General features: G+C 57.9%; 17 protein-coding genes. 9 read left to right on the forward strand and 8 right to left on the reverse strand.

Going from position 1 to position 18,803, the window contains the following annotated elements:
* Positions 1-48 precede the first annotated feature (48 nt).
* Positions 49-1,344, forward strand: coding sequence for an aspartate kinase (locus tag FNT36_RS02600; protein WP_144843948.1), 1,296 nt, complete (start codon positions 49-51; stop codon positions 1,342-1,344).
* 27 nt (positions 1,345-1,371) lie between these two features.
* Here FNT36_RS02600 and FNT36_RS02605 read toward each other — a convergent pair whose 3' ends face one another.
* The gene (locus FNT36_RS02605; RefSeq protein ID WP_144843953.1) at positions 1,372-2,427 is read right to left on the reverse strand and encodes a GNAT family N-acetyltransferase; all 1,056 of its coding nucleotides are present in this window, start codon (positions 2,425-2,427) and stop codon (positions 1,372-1,374) included.
* Positions 2,428-2,530: 103 nt separating this feature from the next.
* On the opposite strand from FNT36_RS02605, the gene FNT36_RS02610 reads away from it, so the two are divergent.
* The 5 genes from FNT36_RS02610 (at position 2,531) to FNT36_RS02630 (ending at position 8,069) form a co-directional block, all read left to right on the forward strand.
* Entirely contained in the window at positions 2,531-3,109 is a 579-nt protein-coding gene (locus FNT36_RS02610) for a peroxiredoxin (protein WP_144843956.1), read from the forward strand.
* Between the two features lie 122 nt (positions 3,110-3,231).
* Positions 3,232-4,476, forward strand: a complete 1,245-nt coding sequence (locus FNT36_RS02615; RefSeq protein WP_144843959.1) for a 3-deoxy-D-manno-octulosonic acid transferase — start codon at positions 3,232-3,234, stop codon at positions 4,474-4,476.
* A 78-nt stretch (positions 4,477-4,554) separates the two neighbouring features.
* Positions 4,555-5,481 (forward strand): ribosome small subunit-dependent GTPase A, encoded by a 927-nt coding sequence (rsgA, locus tag FNT36_RS02620; RefSeq protein ID WP_144843962.1) that lies wholly within the window; start codon positions 4,555-4,557, stop codon positions 5,479-5,481.
* 140 nt (positions 5,482-5,621) lie between these two features.
* Positions 5,622-7,142 carry a hypothetical protein gene (locus FNT36_RS02625; protein WP_144843965.1) on the forward strand — a complete coding sequence of 507 codons (1,521 nt, stop codon included), beginning with the start codon at positions 5,622-5,624 and terminating at the stop codon, positions 7,140-7,142.
* Between the two features lie 42 nt (positions 7,143-7,184).
* On the forward strand, positions 7,185-8,069 hold the full coding sequence (locus tag FNT36_RS02630) for an NAD(P)-dependent oxidoreductase (RefSeq protein WP_144843968.1): 885 nt from the start codon (positions 7,185-7,187) through the stop codon (positions 8,067-8,069).
* Between the two features lie 77 nt (positions 8,070-8,146).
* Here the strand turns inward: FNT36_RS02630 and FNT36_RS02635 are convergent, their stop codons facing one another.
* The gene (locus FNT36_RS02635; RefSeq protein WP_144843971.1) at positions 8,147-8,785 is read right to left on the reverse strand and encodes a fasciclin domain-containing protein; all 639 of its coding nucleotides are present in this window, start codon (positions 8,783-8,785) and stop codon (positions 8,147-8,149) included.
* Between the two features lie 164 nt (positions 8,786-8,949).
* On the opposite strand from FNT36_RS02635, the gene FNT36_RS02640 reads away from it, so the two are divergent.
* Together FNT36_RS02640 and FNT36_RS02645 are read left to right on the forward strand one after the other, a co-directional pair.
* On the forward strand, positions 8,950-9,417 hold the full coding sequence (locus FNT36_RS02640; RefSeq protein ID WP_144843974.1) for a peptidylprolyl isomerase: 468 nt from the start codon (positions 8,950-8,952) through the stop codon (positions 9,415-9,417).
* A 198-nt stretch (positions 9,418-9,615) separates the two neighbouring features.
* Complete coding sequence (locus FNT36_RS02645) at positions 9,616-9,882, forward strand: hypothetical protein (RefSeq protein WP_144843977.1); 267 nt, start codon at positions 9,616-9,618, stop codon at positions 9,880-9,882.
* Positions 9,883-9,973: 91 nt separating this feature from the next.
* On the opposite strand, the gene FNT36_RS02650 is transcribed toward FNT36_RS02645, so the two are convergent.
* The 4 genes from FNT36_RS02650 to FNT36_RS02665 all read right to left on the reverse strand — a co-directional run bounded on the left by FNT36_RS02650 (position 9,974) and on the right by FNT36_RS02665 (position 17,291).
* The gene (locus tag FNT36_RS02650; RefSeq protein WP_144843980.1) at positions 9,974-11,494 is read right to left on the reverse strand and encodes a sigma 54-interacting transcriptional regulator; all 1,521 of its coding nucleotides are present in this window, start codon (positions 11,492-11,494) and stop codon (positions 9,974-9,976) included.
* Positions 11,495-11,615: 121 nt separating this feature from the next.
* Positions 11,616-12,641: a hypothetical protein gene (locus FNT36_RS02655; protein WP_144843983.1), complete on the reverse strand. Its 1,026-nt coding sequence runs from the start codon at positions 12,639-12,641 to the stop codon at positions 11,616-11,618.
* Positions 12,642-12,863: 222 nt separating this feature from the next.
* The gene (locus FNT36_RS02660; protein WP_233635619.1) at positions 12,864-15,785 is read right to left on the reverse strand and encodes a PA14 domain-containing protein; all 2,922 of its coding nucleotides are present in this window, start codon (positions 15,783-15,785) and stop codon (positions 12,864-12,866) included.
* A gap of 396 nt (positions 15,786-16,181) precedes the next feature.
* Positions 16,182-17,291, reverse strand: a complete 1,110-nt coding sequence (locus FNT36_RS02665) for a vWA domain-containing protein (protein ID WP_144843989.1) — start codon at positions 17,289-17,291, stop codon at positions 16,182-16,184.
* Between the two features lie 139 nt (positions 17,292-17,430).
* Between FNT36_RS02665 and FNT36_RS02670 the strand changes: the two genes are divergently transcribed.
* On the forward strand, positions 17,431-17,712 hold the full coding sequence (locus tag FNT36_RS02670) for a DUF427 domain-containing protein (protein ID WP_233635620.1): 282 nt from the start codon (positions 17,431-17,433) through the stop codon (positions 17,710-17,712).
* 71 nt (positions 17,713-17,783) lie between these two features.
* Here the strand turns inward: FNT36_RS02670 and FNT36_RS25315 are convergent, their stop codons facing one another.
* On the reverse strand, positions 17,784-18,200 hold the full coding sequence (locus FNT36_RS25315) for a zinc-binding dehydrogenase (protein ID WP_233635621.1): 417 nt from the start codon (positions 18,198-18,200) through the stop codon (positions 17,784-17,786).
* A 68-nt stretch (positions 18,201-18,268) separates the two neighbouring features.
* Positions 18,269-18,739, reverse strand: a complete 471-nt coding sequence (locus FNT36_RS25320) for an alcohol dehydrogenase catalytic domain-containing protein (RefSeq protein ID WP_233635622.1) — start codon at positions 18,737-18,739, stop codon at positions 18,269-18,271.
* Positions 18,740-18,803: the final 64 nt, after the last annotated feature.

The raw sequence follows: 18,803 nt of genomic DNA on the forward strand, positions 1-18,803 counted from the left end.
TTTTAGGTAAGCGACCTACCTGCGCCCTACTGCCTAGTTTTGGGGCCTATGGCAACTGAACTAACGGGCCTACAGGTCTACAAATTTGGCGGCGCCTCGGTGAAGGACGCGTCCGCCATTCTCAATCTGCGCCACATCGTCGAAACCACCGCCGCGGGACGGCCGCTGCTCATTGTGGTGTCGGCCATGGGTAAAACAACGAACGCGCTGGAAGAATTAATGGCCCTAGCCTACGCTGGCCGCGACTATACCGCGCCGCTAGTGCGGCTAGAAGCCTACCACCAGGAAGCAGCTCACGCCCTGACAGCCCACCTGAAGCCGACTACCCAGACCGACGTGCAGGAGATGCTGCACGAGGCCTTTGAGGCACTGAGCGAGCAGTTGGCGGGAGTAGGCGGTACGGCTGGCTACGACGAGCAGTACGACCAAGTGGTGAGCTTTGGCGAGTTGCTTGCGTCCCAACTCATTGCGCTAGTACTAAATGACCTGCGCCCGACGCGGTGGCAGGATTGCCGCCCACTGCTGCGCACCGATACTAGCTGGCGCGAAGGCCGGGTGAACTGGACTGTGACTGAAAACAACCTGCGCACTGCCCTGCCGCCCCTACTGCGCGAGGGAGGCATAGTTGTAACCCAAGGCTTTGTGGGGGGCACCACCAAGAGCCGCACCACCACCCTAGGACGTGAGGGCTCCGACTACTCAGCCGCCATTTTTGCCTACTGCCTACGAGCCGAGAGTGTAACCATCTGGAAAGATGTACCGGGCCTGCTCAACGCTGACCCCAAAATCTTCCCGGACACGGTGCGCTACCCCGAAATCAGCTACCAGGAGACTATAGAGATGGCCTATTATGGGGCCAGCGTCATCCACCCCAAGACGCTGAAGCCGCTGGCCGACCGCAAGATTCCGCTGCGGGTGAAGTCGTTTCTGGACCCCGCGGCCGAGGGAACGCTCATCCACGATTGCCAGCACCCACCGCTGGCACCCGCTTTTATCCGCAAAACGGGGCAGTGCCTAGTGTCGCTAGAAAGCAAGGACTTCGCGTTTATTTCGGAAGAGAACCTGGAAGTGATTTTTGGAGCACTGGCTCAAGCCCGCCTGAAAATCAACCTAATGCAGAATTCAGCCCTCAGCTTCTCCGTGTGCCTCGATGGCGAGCCTACGCGGCTGGCACAGGCCGTAGCGGCTCTAGGTGCTCAGTTTCGAGTGCAATACAATGAAGGCCTGACACTCTTTACTGTCAAAAATTACACGGCCGCCAGCGTAACCCAGCTTGTGGCCGAGCGCACAGTACTGCTAGAGCAGCGCACGCGCAGCACGTTTCAGGTAGTGGTGAGGGAGTAGCTGCGCCTGCAAGGTTCAACCTATACCCTAGGTGTAGTCGAAAGCCGACGTGTAGAGCGGCTGCGCCGAGTTTTGTTTTACTTGTTCTGGCGCTAAGCCATTGGTTTTAACTAGCACCTGCGTGTAGGTGGGCTGCTTTAGACGCTGTAGCAGCCCGAGCTTGCCGCTGCCTTTGAGATAGTGGTGCAAAGGTGAGGCAACATCGAGCAGCACCAGCGCCGAGGTGAAGCCGAAGTAGGCCAGCACACTTTCTAACAGGCGCAGCAGCTCGGGCTCGCGGCCAGGCTGTACATACAGGGCTTCGAGGGCAGCAAATTCATAATTGGCGGGGTTGATGAGCCGCTTGAGCACTGGCACGCGGGGCAGCACACGCAAGAGCAACTGCCCGCCGAAGCCGGGCATAGCCACGATGCGCCACCGCACCGGATTGGCCTGCACGCCGGTAATGATTTTGCCGTTTTCGCGCAGCACGAAGTAGTGCTGCTGGTCGTATAGGTGGTCGAACTGGACTAGGGAATAGCCAGCGTAGGCTGCCGCCAGCGTGGCGCGCATTACTGGCAACTCGGACACTTTTAGCTGCCCAAAGCGGGCGTCTCGGCGCGGGTACAGCCGGCCAAAGGCTAGCGCCTCTAGCCGGGCTACTGGCTGAAAGCCCGCCTGAGCCGAGATGCGCAACGAGCGGGCATTGGCTTCTTCGATGTAAGAGTAAAACACCTGGGGCGCGGGCCGGGTACGCTCGATGTAGTGCACAGCTTCTTGCTTGAGCCGGTGGCCGTAGCCGTGGCTCCGGTGGGCGGCGGCTACGGCTAGGTAGCGGCCGTAGTAGCCGGCTACCTGCCCGGCTGGCGTTTGCACTAGGCGCTCCGACAGGCAGTAAGTACCTACGAGCTCCTCGCCCGCCCATAAGTCGAAGAAATAAGCCCCTGTAATGTGCGTTACTTTTTCGGCCTGACCGGTGTGGCTGTACTGCGGGCCGTGCGTGCCATAGATGGTCTGCTGCAACAGGGCCACGCTCAGCGGGCTGGGCGTGCAACTGATGGTGAGTCGTAGCGGCGGCGAATCGGAAAGGAGTATCTGCTCCATAAAGGTGGGGCGTTGGGCGCAAGTAGTGAGCTAGTAAGCAACCGCCGACGCAAATTTGGAGTAAGCAGGCGCATTTGTACGCAACCGCTTTACCTTTCTACTCATGGCCGTTCTCGTGGGCAAGCGCGCCCCTTCCTTTAAAGCTACCGCCGTCATTGGCACCCAGGTCGAAGAAGAATTTTCGCTCGACCGCTACCTAGGCAAGCGCTACGTGCTGCTGTTCTTCTACCCAGCCGATTTTTCGGGCCTCTGCCCGACCGAGCTGTACGCTTTTCAGGAAATGCTGCCCGAATTTGAGCGCCGAGGCGTGGCCGTAGTAGGGTGCAGCACCGACTCGCACCAAACGCACCAGGCGTGGCTGCGCATGCCGCGCGACTCGGGTGGTATTGCGGGCACTACCTTCCCGCTGGTGGCCGACGCGACCAAAACCATTTCGGCCAACTACGACGTGCTGGCCGGCCATTACGACTATAACGAAGCCGGCGAGATGGTCTTTGTAGGCTCACCAGTGGCTTATCGGGGCTTGTTTCTAATTGACCGCGACGGCATTGTGCGCCACCAGCTCGTCAATGACCGGTTCCTAGGTCGCCGCATTTCAGATGCGTTGCGCATGGTCGATGCCCTCCAACATTTTGAGGAGCACGGCGAAACCTGCCCCGCTAACTGGGAAGCGGACAAATAGCTAAAAATCATGAGTTAGAAGTTGAGGGGGTGCTAGAACCAAGCGGCCCCAACCAGCAACTCCTAACTCTTAACTTAATTTTGCAGCCCCGCCCGGCCTGATGCCGGGCGGGGCTGTTGTTTTTGCGTTTCTTATATTCGTTGGGCTTGGCCCTGTATGCGCTGCTGCTGCGGTTGGTAGCTCCTTTCAACCCTAAGGCGGCGGCCTGGGTAGCGGGCCGCCAGGGCTTGCTACCACGCATCGAGCAGGCCATAGGGGCCGAAACGGCGCCGCGCCTGTGGGTGCACTGCGCCTCCCTAGGTGAGTTTGAGCAGGGGCGGCCGCTCATTGAGGGGCTGCGGCGGCAGTACCCCGGCCACAAAATAGTGCTGACATTTTTCTCGCCCTCGGGCTACGAGGTGCGCAAGAACTGGGCGGGAGCCAACTACGTCTTCTACCTGCCGCTCGACACCGCCGAGCACGCCCGCCAGTTTGTGGCGGCAGTGCGGCCCGCGCTGGCCGTATTCGTGAAGTACGAGTTTTGGTACTACTACCTGCGCGAACTGCGCGAGCAAAGCATTCCAGCAGTGGTAGTGGCGGCCATCTTCCGGCCTAGCCAGGTTTTTTTCAAGCCCTGGGGCGGCTTCTTCCGGCAGATTCTCAGCCAGCTCAGCTTCATCTTCACTCAAAATGAAGAGTCGGCCGAGTTGCTGCGCGGCATTGGCCTGAAGCGGGTGCGCGTGGCCGGCGATACGCGCTTTGACACCGTGGCGGCCACGGCCGCCGCGCCGCCTAGGTCGCTGCCGCTCGTCGAAGCTTTTGTGGCCGACGGGGCGCCCGTGCTCGTGGCCGGCAGCACTTGGCCCGAAGACCTACCTGCCCTGGCGCCGTTGCTGCGCAAGCACGCGCGCACCATGCGCTTTATCGTGGCGCCGCACGAGGTGTCAGAAACGCATTTGCAGGAAGTAGAAGCCGCCATGCCGGGCCTCACGGTGCGCTACTCGCAGGCCACGCCCGCTACTGTGGCCGAGGCGCGGTTGCTACTCATCGACAACGTGGGGCTGCTGAGTCAGCTCTACCGCTTTGGTCGATTTGCCTACGTAGGCGGCGCTTTCGGGGCGGGCCTGCACAACACGCTGGAAGCGGCGGCCTTCGGGCTGCCGGTGTTTTTTGGGCCGCGCTACGAGCGGTTTCAGGAAGCCGTGGCGTTGGTGGACCTAGGGTGCGCTTTTTCGGCTCGCTCGGCTCACGAGCTGGAAGCGGCGTTTGATAAGCTCTATTACAATGAAGCAGCCCGCCTCTCGGTACAAGACATAAGCCTCGACTACGTGCACCAGCACGCCGGGGCCACCGGGCGCATTTTAAGAGAATTAAGAGTTAAGGAGTAAAAATTAGACGGGCGATGCAATTGTGAACGTGTCTTTGTACTGCGTTTGCTAATTGTCATCTCCAAGGCCCAACCCGATATGACCGGAACCATCATTAAATCTACCGGCTCGTGGTACGTGGTGCGCGGCCATGAAACAGGCGAGCTCTACCGCTGCCGTTTGCGAGGCAAGTTCAAGAATAAAGGCCTGAAAGTGAGCAACCCGCTGGCTGTGGGCGACGGGGTGGAGTTTGACTTACCCGAGCAGTCGGAGGGCGCGGGCGTGATTCATACCATCGCGGCGCGGCGCAACTACATTATCCGTCGCTCGGTGCACAAAAGCGAGCACGCCCACATCGTGGCAGCTAACCTAGACCAGGCGTTGCTGGTGGTCACGCTGGTGTCGCCAGCTACCTCGTTCGGGTTTATCGACCGTTTTCTGGTGACGGCCGAGGCGTATCATATTCCGGCGCTATTGATTTTCAACAAGTCGGATTTGTACGATGAAGACACGCTCGACTACCAGCGCCAAATAGCCGGCATGTACGCCAGCGTGGGCTACCCTAGCGTACTGTGCGCCGCCGAATCGGGCGACAACGTAGCTGCCGTAGCCGCTTTGTTGCCGGGCAAGACTTCGCTGCTTTCGGGGCACTCAGGCGTGGGCAAAAGCACACTTATCAATGCCCTAGTGCCCGACCTGGACTTGAAAACGGCCGAAATCAGCGCATTTTCTGATAAGGGCAAGCACACCACTACCTTCGCCGAAATGCTGGAAGTGGAGCCCGGCACCTACCTCATCGACACGCCCGGCATTAAAGAACTAGGGCTGGTAGATGTACCCGCGGCCGAGCTGGCAGGCTACTTTCCCGAGATGCGGGCGCTGCTCAACCAGTGCCGCTATCATAACTGCCGCCACGTGCACGAGCCCGGCTGCGCCGTAATAGAGGCTGTAGACCAGGGCCGCCTGGCCGTGCCCCGCTACGAAAGCTACGTAAGTATGCTGGCCGACGAGGACAACCGGCATTAGTTAAGATTGTCCTTGCACGTGCAGCGAAGCAATCGCACCCAAGCAGAACCCGAACGGCGCGGCTCAACAAGTACAATTGCTTCGCTACGCGCAAGGACAGTTTTTATCTTCACTCTTTCAAAACACTAGCCTTCACCGCTATGCTGGTCAGCGTCTTACCCGTACCCTTCGGCGATGCCGGCCGCCAGCGGCAGTACGAAGCGGTGCTAGCCGCCTTTGAGAACGAGGCCGATATGCCAGCTACTGTACTGCTAGGCAACCTAGGAGCTTTTTCGCCTGCCCAGGCAGATATCATTGTGGTCCAACCCACCAGCCTAGCGTTCGGGGTGCTGCTGCCCCAGGCCGGGCAGCTCACGATACCGGCGCTAACCCACGGAAGCTGGCAGCTTGACGGGCAGCCGCTGCCGGGCTTTACGGACGCTGACAACCCCTTTGTGCACTACCAGCAGCAATTACCACTGGCACTGGCTTGGCTGAGTGAACACCTAGGCTTGCCTGAAGAGGAGTTGCCGCCCTGCACGGGCTTTGCGCTATTTGAGGCGCCGCTCACCTTTGGGCCGGGGGTAGAGACGCAGCTACATCGCCACACGGCAGCTACTGATTTTCAGCTAGTGGGCGGAGTTGAGCAGTTCCTCGCGCGCTTGCATCAACTACCAGCGGCATCGGCCGCACTCAACGAAGACGAGCTACTAGACTGGGGCGAATACCTGGCCCGCGAGCCCTACGTTGCCCACGAGCAGGGCATACCTATTGGCCTATTCGACGACCTGCCGGCCTTGCTAAAGCAGAAGCTGCAGCAGCTTTGGCGCTGGCTTGGGGCCGAAGATATTCCTGCTGACCCGCCCTATGGGAGCGCCCCGCTCCTACCCGACCCTGCCCTGCGCGACGAGCAGGAGCAAGCGCGCCTGCACCAGCTGCGCCAAGAGCTGCTGGCCGAGCTTCAGCAGCAGCGCCAAGAGGCTGCCGCCCGCGAGGCTACCCGCACGCAGGAGCTAGCCCAGCTGCGGCAGCAGTTGGCGCAAGCTGGCCAGCCCGCCGCCGAGCGCCAAGCCGAGCTAGCCGCCAAAGCGGCCCTAGAAGAATCGCTGCACACTGCCCGCGCCGAGCTCACGGCCCGCAACCAGGAACTTGACGCCCGCCTCCGGCAGCTAGAGCAGCTTAGCCAGCAGTTGCGCGCGGCGCCGGTGGCCGTGCCCGCTCGGCCTGCTAGCCAGCCCGTGGCGGCACCTAGGCAGGCTTCAGGGCGCGCAACGCCTCCCAAAGTAGCTTATCGGCGCATGCAGCAGGCCGAGCGCTGGGGCCTGATAGCCCTGGCCGTGGGCATCCTAGGTGCGGGCGGAGTTGGCCTGGCCCGCTGGCTACACCCCTCTCAAAGTAAGCCGCTCACCACGGCCCCCCGCCGGGCGGCGCCCGTCTACCAACCCGAGGAAGACCTAGTACCATCTCCCGTTATTATTTATGACAGCGTGGCGCACACGGGTTTGACGGTGCCAGATACATCCCTGGTGCGCGAAGCTGCGGCACCCGATGCCAACTACGAAGACCATGAAGCGGCCCGCCGAGCCGAGTCGGCGCCAGTGCGCTTAGACAGCGCGGCCTCGGCCCCCGAGCCACCTAGGCCTGCGCCTGCCGACTCAGTCGCGGCTAGCCCTGCGCCCTAGTTTCCGCGTACACTCAGCCATTTCAAGCTTTCTCTACTTTTCATGGCTGATAAAATTGCCTTCCTAGGCCTAGGCAGCATGGGCGCCGCTATGGCCACCAACCTGCTTAAGGCTGGCTTTCCGCTCACCGTCTATAACCGCACTGCCGCCAAGGCCGAGCCACTGCGCCAGCAAGGTGCCACTGTGGCCACCACTCCCGCCGAGGCTGTGCGTGATGCTGACATCGTATTCACGATGCTGACCGACGACAAGGCCCTCGAAGAAATCACGACGGGTCCCGACGGTTTCATTCATGCGCTAAAGCCCGGTGCCATCCACGCCTCGTGCAGCACAGTAGCTCCCGACACCAACCGCCGCTTGGCTGAGGCGCACCGCGCTCACGGCTCTTTTCTGGTAGCTTCGCCAGTGTTTGGCAAGCCCGATGTGGCTGCCGCTGGTAAGCTCTGGGTTGGTTCATCGGGCCCTGCAGAGGCCCGTGAGCGCCTGAAAGCCGCGCAAGCCGCCATTGGCCAGGGCACCCACAATTTTGGCGACGACCCCGGCGCGGCCAGCGTAGCTAAGCTTTGCGGCAACTTCCTCCTAGGTACTGTGATAGAAGGCATGGCGGAGGCCCTGACGCTAGCCGAAAAGTGTGGGCTAGACCGCGTAGGCTTCTACGAGATGCTCACCAGCACGCTTTTCAACAACCCTATTTACAAGAGCTACGGCAAGCTCATTGCCGAGCAGCACTACCAGCCGGTGGGCGCGCCGCCAGCCATCATCCGCAAGGACATGAACTTGGTGGTGCAGGAGGCCTATAAAAATGACATGCCCATGCCCTTCGCCAACCTCATTCGCGACCGCCTCACCGCCACCGTGGCCCTAGGGGAGCCCGATGTAGACTGGGCGAGCTTCGCCAAGCGCGTGTCGGAAGATGCGGGACTTTAAAAAGCAACTAGCATAAGGGGTAATGCGCGTATTGCTAAATAAGCAGTACGCGCATTACCCCTTATGCTAGTTGCTTTTTACTTCGCCAGCGGCAACACCACGCCATCAATAACGTGGGTGACACCGTTTTTAGAAATAACGTCGGCAATCTGCACCGTAGCTGAGGCGTCTTTGCCATTGCTAACCATTACTTTACCGTCTTTCACGGTGAAGTGTAGCTTCTCGCCGTTCACGGTGGTTATCTCCTGGCCATCCCGAATATCGGCGGCCAAAATGCGGCCTGGAATAACGTGATAGGTCAGCACCCCTTTGAGCTTGGCTAAGCTAGCAGGGTCTTGCAGGCTAGCTAGGGCTGCTTTGGGCAGCTTGTCGAAGGCGGCGTTGGTTGGAGCAAATACGGTGAAGGGGCCGGTACCTTTCAGTGTTTCGACGAGGCCCGCGTTGGTCACGAGTTTCACGAGCGTGCTCACGCTCTTGGCCTGCGCAGCGTTCTCCACAATGTCTTTGTCGGCAGTCATAGCTACCCCGTCCACCATCACCCCGCCGGGCTTAGCCATGCGCAGCGAGTCGGTGGGCATGGCGGCCGAGTCAGCCGTGGCCTTAGCCGCAGCAGCTTCTTCGGCGGTAGGGGTTTCTTTTTGGTCGGTGCCACCACACGAAGTCAGTAGCAGGGCCGCCATAGCGGCAGCGGGCAGGTGGCGGAAAAGGTTAGTCATAAAAAAAGTGAGGTGAAATTTTGCCGCTAAGCAAAACCAGCGGCGTACTGTTTGGCTTACGTAGCAGTAGCCGCCCTAGGTTATCCTAAACCCTGCGGCCGGGCTGCCGTTTTTACTTTTGCTGAGCCAGCGCGTAGCTGGCTTTTTCAACACCATCCACCCGCATGAAAACTGCCGAAATCCACACGCCCAAGGGCGTTATGAAAGTTGAGTTCTACGAGCAAGACGCTCCTAACACTGTTAAGAACTTTATCGACTTGGCCGAGAAGGGCTTCTATGATGGCACCAAGTTTCACCGCGTCATTCCGAATTTTATGATTCAGGGCGGCGACCCCAACACCAAGCCCGGCGCCAAGGGCATGCCCGGCACCGGCGGCCCCGGCTACAAAATCAAGTGCGAAACCAGCGGCAACAACCAGTACCACGACCGTGGCGTGCTGAGCATGGCCCACGCTGGCAAAGACACTGGCGGCTCGCAGTTTTTCATCGTGCACAACCGCCAAAACACTGCTCACCTTGACCGCGTGCACACGGTATTCGGTAAGGTAGTAGAAGGTGATGAGGTAATCGACCAGATTCGCGGCAACGACGAAATCACCAAGATTGTAGTGAAGGACGACGCTGCTTCGTAGTGCTCCTTTCGCCTTCACACGAAATGCCCGGAATAGCTTCCGGGCATTTTTTCGTTTTGGCTTGATTATTTAGCCAGAAGCCACGTATAAGCTAGCATTACTAATAGCAGGAAAACCATATTTAATTGAACTTGTCGCTCAGCAACACAAGCTCAGTAAGGTTCTTAGTAACCTGTTTTCTTGCCAAATTCTATACCCATGAGAAGACCTAGCCAAGTACTTGCCTTTGCGCTGGCCGCCAGCCTTTCTTTAGGAAGCTGCTCCTTGATTCGCTCCGATGCTAATTCCAGGAATCCACTCATTGCCGAACAAGCTCAGCGTGTCAATGACTTACAGCGCCAGGTTGATGACCAAAATCGACTGGTTGATACCGAAAAAGCTAAAGAAAAAGCTTTGAAATACCAGCTTAAGAGCGCTAAGCAAGAGCTGAAAGCCCGTAAGCAACAAGCTAAAAGCGGTTATTAACGCTCAGCTATCCATTTAAAAAAGCCCCGCGCACCTTTCGATGCGCGGGGCTTTTTACTTATGAACGGACTCACAGAGCCTAAAACACTACCTAGCGGCGGCGACGGGGCTTTTCTTCTTCCTCGTCATCGTCGTCATCGCCGAAGCTCGGCATGGTGAACATCGACGAGAGCAGGTCCTTGAACTGCGCACCGGCCGTGAGGCGGTTGCGCGAGATAAGCGAGTGCTCGGCCAGGCCGTGCAGCAAAAACTCCATGAGGAAGTACGTGGTATCGGCGTCCTCCTTGGGGTGCAGTTCCTTCACGATATCGCGCAGGCCGGGTACTTTGTCGAGGGCCGCGCGGTAGTCGTTTACGTGGGCATCGTGCAAGATATCCAGCGTGTTGCCGTTGCCGAACCACTCCTGTATCGTCTTGTAGGGCGACGGGCGGTTTTTGAGTTTCTTGGCCTTGTCGGGGTCTGGGAAGTATTGGAGGAACAGCGTACGGATGGCTTTACCCATCAGCTTCTCGGCCACGATGCCAGCGCCTTCCTGCTCGCCTTCGTACACCAGCTCGACCTTACCCGTGATGGCTGGCACGGCCGAAATAAAGTCGGCTACGCGCACGTAGGTGTTCTTTTCGCCATTGATGAGGGCGCGGCGCTCGGCGCCGGCAATCACCTGCTCGTAGGCCGAGATGGTGAGGCGAGCCGATACCCCCGACTTAGCATCCACAAACTCGGAGCCGCGAGCCTCTACAGCTACTTGCTCCACGAGGTCATGCACAATTTCGTTGGTGGTTACCATGCCTTTCTGCACCTCTTTAATGCGGGCTTCCTGCTTGGTAATGCGCTTGCCGATTTCTATCGACTTGGGATAGTGCGTGATAATCTGAGCGTCGATACGGTCCTTGAGGGGCGTCACGATGCTGCCGCGGTTGGTGTAGTCCTCAGGGTTGGCCGTGAACACAAACTGAATATCCAAAGGCAAGCGCACCTTGAAGCCACGAATCTGAATGTCGCCTTCCTGCAAGATGTTGAACAGCGACACCTGAATACGGGCCTGCAAATCGGGCAGCTCGTTGATTACGAAAATGCCGCGGTGTGCCCTAGGTATCAGGCCAAAGTGAATCACGCGCTCATCGCTATAAGGCAGCTTGAGCGTGGCCGCTTTGATGGGGTCAGCGTCGCCGATGAGGTCGGCCACAGATACGTCGGGCGTAGCCAGCTTCTCGGTGTAGCGGTCGAGGCGGTGCCACCAAGCTACGGGGGTGTCATCGCCTTTTTCAGCGATGAGGTTGCGGGCAAATACCGATAGCGGCTGCAGCGGGTCATCGTTCAGCTCCGAGCCCTCAACAACTGGCACGTACTCATCAAGCAAGTTGATAAGTAAGCGCGCAATACGGGTTTTGGCCTGTCCGCGCAAGCCTAGGAGGTTGATGTGGTGCCCAGCCAAGATGGCGCGCTGTAGCTCGGGAATCACGGTCTCTTCGTAGCCGAAGATGCCCGGAAAAACGTCTTCTTTGTTACGAAGTTTTTGGATGAGGTTGTCCCGCAATTCCTCTTTTACGGAGCGGGGCTTGTAGCCACTGGCGCGCAGTTGGCCCAGGGTGCGAATAGCGTCGTGTGTCATTACTGTCTTAAACCCACTAAGGGGGCCTGAGGTTCAGCCAGCCGCAGTGGAGTTTTAGGGCACCTATGTGCCTATTGCGCCGCCTCCCAGCCCTATGCCGTGGCCGCTACCATCCGTGCCCCTATTGCGGGGGCAACGACAGCAGGTAGCCAATCGTGAAATTGGCGTCCCAGTCAAACACAAACTGCTTGCAGCCAGTAGCTTCGGCTAGTGAGCGATAAATAACCAGCCCGGCCTTGGATTTAGCTTTATCAAATTGATATGCTTCGGGCATGTCGAGCACGGTATAGCGCTCCTTGCCCTGGCGCACCTGCTTGGCCATCTCGTAAGGCACCCCGCCGATGATGAAGCAGGTTTGGCGCAGCTTAGCGGGCACCTGTTGGGCTTTGGCCTTTACGTCGGCAGCCACTACATCATCGGCCGCTCCATACTCATAATATTTTGAGCCGAAGGTGCTCACCGACTTAGGCTTGCCCTCGGCCAGCCACGAAATTTCGGTACCGCCCGACCCAATATCCACCACAAAAGCCCGCTCGCCGAAGGGGGCAGGCATGGCCACGCTCAGCCCTAGGGCCGCTTCCTTCTCGGGTGTCATGCGGTTTACCACGTAGCCCATTTGGGTTAGCTCCTTAGCAATGCGGTGGGTAGCGGCCATTTTCAGGGCCCCCGAGCTCACTACGAAGTGAATATCCCTGCCTCCCACGCCGTAATCCAGCATATTGGCGATATAGGCGCGCAGCCCCCGCCGTATTTCTTCGTTTGAGGCCAGATTTTCCATCAGCAGGCTGTTATCAAATTCGGCCTTTTGCAGCTCCCAGTTGCGGCGGGCATCGGTGCGCACCACGAAAGAATTAAAGCCACTTGCTCCGAGCTCTACCACGCCGCGCAACTTACCGCCCACGGGCTTGGGTGCGGGGTAGTTGAAAGCAGTACGAACGCTTGGCGCAGCTGCTGCTGCAGGTGCAGGTGGCTCCTCGGCACTAGGGTCAGGGGTGGAGGTAGACCTAGGTGTGCTCGAGGGCGTGGTTTCGGCCCAGGCGTTGGCCGCTGGCTCTGGCCTGCTATCGAAGGAAAGCACGACAAAATATATAGCGGCGATTACGGCGAGCAAGATGCCGAGGCGTGTAAAAAGGGAAAGATTTCGCATGTGGGCGGGCCAGGAGAAGGAATTGAGGGCCTAAATATAAAGTTGCTATTGCAATATAGAATTGCACTACATCTATACCTAGGTTTGCTTTATGGCGGCAGAGTAGCGCCGCTGCTAGCCCATATGCTAGCGCTGCACTCGCCCGTTTCTACTGTTTCCCCTAAAAAAAAGCCCTAGCAGCTTACTGCTAGGGCTTTTTTAAGAGACTGATAATTAGCTAACCTACTGGCGCACCAAACGCTGGGTAGCTATCCCGGCGGCCGAGGTCACCCGTACCAAATACACCCCAGCAGGCAAGGCCTGTAGGTCGAGCGTATGCTCCTGGGTAGCAGTAGCAGGCAAGGCCTGCTGATACACGGTGCGGCCCAGCGCATCGAGTACTTGCAAGGTAGCGGCCTGGGCGGTAGCCTGCACCAACTGCACCGCTACGCGGCCGGTAGTAGGATTGGGCGCCAGCGCTAGGCGCGGGGCAGCCGAAGAGGCCAACTGCACGGGCACCACGGGCGAGTAGTGCGCCGCGCCACCTAGGTCGAGCTGACGCAGACGGTAGTAGCTGAGACCGGACAGCGGGGCGCGGTCCAGCACCTGGTACTGCTGGCCTTGGCTGGTAGTGCCAGCCGCTGCTAGCTGCCCTATTTTAGTGAATACCAAGCCATCGGCCGAGCGCTCCACCTCAAATGAGGCACTGCTCTGCTCCGAGGCCGTAGTCCAGCTAACGGCTACTACGGCACCTAGGGCCTGGGCCTCGAAGCGCGTGAGCGTCACGGGCAGGGGCCGGGGGCTGCTGCTCGAGCACAGTACCGTAGTAGGCACTATTTGCTGGTTGATGCCGCTACCTGCGGGTCCGGCGTATTGCAGCGTGAGGTAGCTGTCGGTAGGGTTCTGGCCATAAAGCACCAGAATATCGTGCAAGCCAACTGTCAGGTCTTTCGAGCCCGACTTGGTGGTGCCCGAGCTATGCAGGCCGCCATTGTTGACGGTAGCACTGGCAATGGTAAGTGTGGTAGCAGTAGCGGCTTCATCCAGAAACACATAGGAGCCATCGTCGCTGTTCAGCGAGAATGTATACGTACCTGGCGTGGCGATGTAGATACGACCCCGGTAGCGCGCCGAGAAGGTAGCGGGGGCGGCATCGGAGTTAGAAGCTGCCCCCGCCGTGAACAGGTTCAGCCCCGTGCTGCTCCAGGAGGCGTTGATAGTGTAATTCAAGGTCGACGCTACCGCCTGGAGTTTGGGCGTGTTATTGTTGAAGAACGCTAGGTTGGCGTCCGTATCCGTACCGTTGGTATTGCCAAAGTACCCGGTGTAGTACTCGCCGTACAGGCCCGACTGTGCTGCATTCCCGCCTGCATCATTGCCAGTGCAGCCTTGGGCTAGCACTGTGAAGGTGTACACCGTAGGAAAAGCCGCCGTACCATAGGCATTCGTTGCCGACATGCTGACGGTGTACGTCCCCGGCGTAACAGTACCATTACCAGAGAGCACGCCCGTAGCCGGATTGATGGTAATGCCCGCTGGCAAGCTACCAGCGTTAGTGATGGCGTAGGTCAGGGGCGTCGTGTTGCCGCTGTATACGGTGGGGGCCGCCGACGAAGCGGTGCTGCCCGCGGCGTAGGTAGTAGCGCCCGGCGAATAAGCTAGGCCGGTCGGCACCGATTGAATGCCTGTGCACAATACTGCCGTTGGAATAACCTGCTGGGTATTGTTATTGTCTGCTCCTGAGTACTCTAGCTTTAGGTAGCTGCTGCTAGGGTCATTGCCGTAGAGCAACAATAGGTTGTGCCAGCCCACTGCCAGCGGGGCCGTCGCAGTGCCCGCGGTGCCCGATACTGTTTTCGTGCCGTGTCCACCCCCGTTATTGACCGTATAGGGAGCGCTAGCCGTTTGGGCCGTTGCGTTGCCGTCAATTAGCAGGTAAGAAGCATCATCGCTGGTCAGGTAGAAAGTATAAACACCAGCCGTTGAGATATAGATGCGCCCGCGGTAGCGAGCCGAAAACGCAGAGGGTTGCGCGTCGGAACCACCAGCCACTCCCGCCGTGAACAGGGCAAGGCCGCTGGCGTTCCAAGCACCATCGGTGGTGTAGTTGGGAGCCGTTTCTACCCGCTGAATGCGCGCCGGGTTATTCGTGCTATTAAGCGGATACGCGGTATTGTTGGTAAAAAAACCTGGCTGGTCGGCAAAGTACCCTTTATAATATTCGGCTAGCAGCCCAGGCTGCGAGGGATTGCCGTAGGGGTCGATGCCCGCGCAGCCCGGCGCGTATACGTTAAATGTATATACGCTCGGGAATGCGGCTGTGCCATACGTGTTAGTGGCCGACACGCCAACGGCATATGCGCCTGGCAGCACTGTCGGACCGGCCGTGAGCACGCCTGTCGTAGTGTTGATGCTGATGCCCGCCGGCAAGCTGCCAGCATTAGTGATAGCATAGCTCGTCACGGGTGAGTTGCCATTAGCTACTGTGGGGGCTACCGAGCTACCAGCAGTGCCATAGGTGGTCTGGCTAGTGGCGGGCGCATACGTTAGCGCCGTGGGCACCGACCGGATGCCTGTGCAAAACCACGAGCTAGGCACAACCGTTCTTGTCGTTACGCCTGGACCAGTGTACTTCAAAATCAAGTAGTTATTCCCCGTATTCTCGCCGTACAAGATGGCTAAATCGTGGTAGCCCTGCGTGAGCGTGAGCGCCCCAGAAGCAATTTCAGTCCCGGTGCCCGTTATCTTAATATTGGCGTTGTCGAGCGAGGGGTTTTGCGCCCGCGCATCGCCATCTATCCAGAGGTAGCCCGCATCGTCGCTGCTTAGGTAGAAGGTGTAGCTGCCGGCTGTCGGGATATTAAGCCCGCCCCGGTAACGGGCCGAGAAGTTGTCGGGGTTAGCCGCTGTGCCCCCCGCTGGGCCCGCGCCCCCGTTATACAGGTCACCCCAAGAGTTGTTGGCCGCATAATTCACAGCTGCGGTGGTTTCTATCCGCCGGATGGCCGGCGTTCTGTTCGTGAAAAATGCGCTGCGGCCAGCATTATCTGCAGCGCTGCCATACCAATAACCAGTATAGTACTCGGCATACAGTCCCGACTGCGAGGCGTTACCAGCTGGGTCTATACTACCGCATGCATTCTGAGCCAAGACTGACTTGCTCAATAGAAAAGGCAGCAAGAATAAATAAATTCTTGCTTTAGTACAAACATTGTGAATAAAATTTTCTTTCATACAATTATTACTTAACACAAGTAAAGTACACAAATGAGAATTCTGTCTAAATCTTGGACAAAAGTAGCTGAGTACTTAATAGCCAACAATAAGCAAATATGATATACCCACTATTATCATGATATAGTACCATTATTATTACATTTATTAAATTAAAACCCCACAGTATTATCTTATTTAAACACAATGTCATATTGCTTAGCATTAGCTTTAGGCTATTTAGCTCAAACTGAGAATCAGCCATAAAAAAGGCGGCTTCCTATGTAAGGAAGCCGCCTTCTAGCCAAACGCTAGTCTTAACGTATGCAGGACTACAGTACGCCTGCGTTACAGTGACTTGCGCCGATTTTTCTTATAATCCTCAAATACTAGGTGCCCAAGACCTTTGAGGCCCGAATAATAGGCTTTACCCTGGTTGACCTCCGTAAATTCCTCTACGAACTTCTGCAAATACGGGTCAGAGGTAATCATGAAAGTGGTAATTGGAATCTTGACGCGGCGGGCGGCAGCGGCTAAGTTTAAGGTCTTATTAACCACCTTGCGGTCTAGTCCAAACGAATTTTTATAATAGCCACCTGGCTCCTTGAGGCAAGTAGGTTTGCCGTCGGTTATCATAAAAATCTGCTTGTTAGGCGTTTTGCGCTTGCGCAGCAGGTCCATCGCCAGCTCTAGGCCAGCTACGGTGTTAGTGTGGTAGGGTCCTACTTGCAGGTAAGGCAGGTCCTTCACCTCAATCTGCCAGGCGTCGTTGCCAAACACGATAACATCGAGCGTATCCTTTGGGTATTTCTGCTTCACGAGCTCGGCCAGGGCCATAGCTACCTTTTTGGCAGGCGTGATGCGGTCTTCGCCGTAGAGTATCATCGAGTGCGAGATGTCAATCATCAGCACCGTGCTGGTCTGCGACTTATGCTCATTTTCGCGTACCTCTAGGTCACCCTCGGTCAGCATAAAGTTGTCGCCGTCCATGCCGTGGTTGAGCTGAGCATTGCGGATGGACTCGGACATCTGAATCTGCTCGAGCGAATCGCCGAAGCGGAACTCGCGCAGGTCGGTGCTCTGCTCATCGCCCTGCCCGGTTTGGGGCGTGCGGTGATTGCCGGTACTGCTTTTCTTGAGTTTGCCGAAGATTTCCTCCAGCGCCGACTTCCGAATTTTCTGCTCGGTTTTGGCCGTGATTTTCAGTTCACCGCGCTCCTGCTCATTTTCATCAATGTAGCCTTTTTTCTTAAGGTCCTCGATGAAGTTGCCCATGCCGTAGTCGTCGTCGGTGAGGCCATACTGCTTGTCGAGCTCATTGAGCCACTGCAACGCCTCGCCTACATCACCGCTGGTGATGGTTATCAATTGCATGAACAGCTTGAGCAGCTGTTCAAAGCCTTTATCGCCCGAGTTTTCATCGGGCACAAAATCACGAAAGCGGACGCCGAGAGCCATAGAAGTGGTAATAACGTATAGGCCAGGAAAACAAGCGCTGCGGCGGCAATGTTCAATTTGAGACTTAGGGCAGGCCATAGGCCGCCCTAGGTCAGCTTCTGAGCCGCGCCTCACACAAGCCCCCTTTACCCTACTTCTGATGAAAGCTATTTGGAACAACACTGTCGTGGCCGAGAGCGACGACACCGTAGTAGTTGAAAACAACCACTATTTTCCCGCCGACTCACTTAAGAAAGAGTACTTCGAGGATAGCATTGCCCACACCACCTGCCCCTGGAAAGGCCGCGCCAGCTATTACTCCCTGCGCGTAGCAGATGAGCTAAACAAAGATGCGGCCTGGTACTACCCCGAAACCAGCCCCGCTGCCGAAAAAATAAAGGGCCGGGTTGCCTTCTGGAAGGGTGTGAAGATTGAGGAGTAGCAAGCCCCTCACAGCACTACAAAAGGCCGGCTGCGTAGCACGCAGCCGGCCTTTTTTGGTAGTGCCAGCCCCTAGGGCACGATTACCACCTTGCCGGTAGTGTGCTTGGTTTCGATTTGCTCGAACGCCTGCTTGACATCGGCCAGGGCAAAAGTGGCCGATACGGGTACTTCGAGCTTGCCGCTATCAGCCAGCTCGCGCAAGAAGTCGAGGTCGGGCACGCTGGGCTGGGTCATCACGTGCTGAAAGCGCACGCCGGCTGGCAGGTGCAGCGCTTTGCCATCGTTGAGCACCGAAATGAGCCGGCCATTAGGCTTAAGTGCGGTTAGGCTTTGGGTAAGCGTGTCGCCGCTTACGGCATCGAACAGTAGGTCTACGCCGTCGGGAGCTACTTTTTTTACAGCATCGGCCACGGACCCGGCCTTGTAGTCGATGGTGAAATCGGCACCTAGTGCCTTCATGTGGTCGGCGTTTTGGGCACTAGCCACGGCTATGACGGTAGCGCCAACATTTTTGGCTAGCTGGATAGCGGTGCCCCCCACCCCGCCCGAGGCACCTAGGATAAGCACCGTTTCGCCCGCCTTGAGCTGCCCGGCCTGATGACCGACTGGTATGCCGTGAGGCCCGCCAGCGGCAGCGCCCCGGCCTCCTCCCAGCTTAGGTGCTGCGGCCGGGCAGCGAGGTAGCACTCGGGCACTACTAGCCGCTCCGTAAAGGTGCCGTGCTGCACCACGAGGCGCCGCACGTAGCCATATACCTCGGCGCCTTCGGCAAAGCGTGAGGCGCCGTGGCCGCGCTTCTCTACGATGCCAGCCACATCCCAGCCTGGCACGGCCGGGAAGGCATTGGTCACCACTTGCTGAAAATGCCCTTCGCGCACCACATAATCGACTGGATTGATGCCTGCTGCTTTCACGCGCACGAGTACCTCGCCCTCACCTACTTCGGGAAGGTCGAGTGGGCCTACTTTTAGTTTATCAATGCCGCCAAACTCGGTATAGTAAGCGGCTTGCGTTTGTTCTGCCATCAGTAAAAGAAGTATAGTATTTTTCTCCTAACGCGGCAATCCCCAGGTGGTTGTGAGTGCCCCT

Origin of the sequence: Hymenobacter setariae (genome assembly GCF_007713685.1) — a bacterium.
GTDB classification, from domain to species: Bacteria; Bacteroidota; Bacteroidia; order Cytophagales; family Hymenobacteraceae; genus Hymenobacter; species Hymenobacter setariae.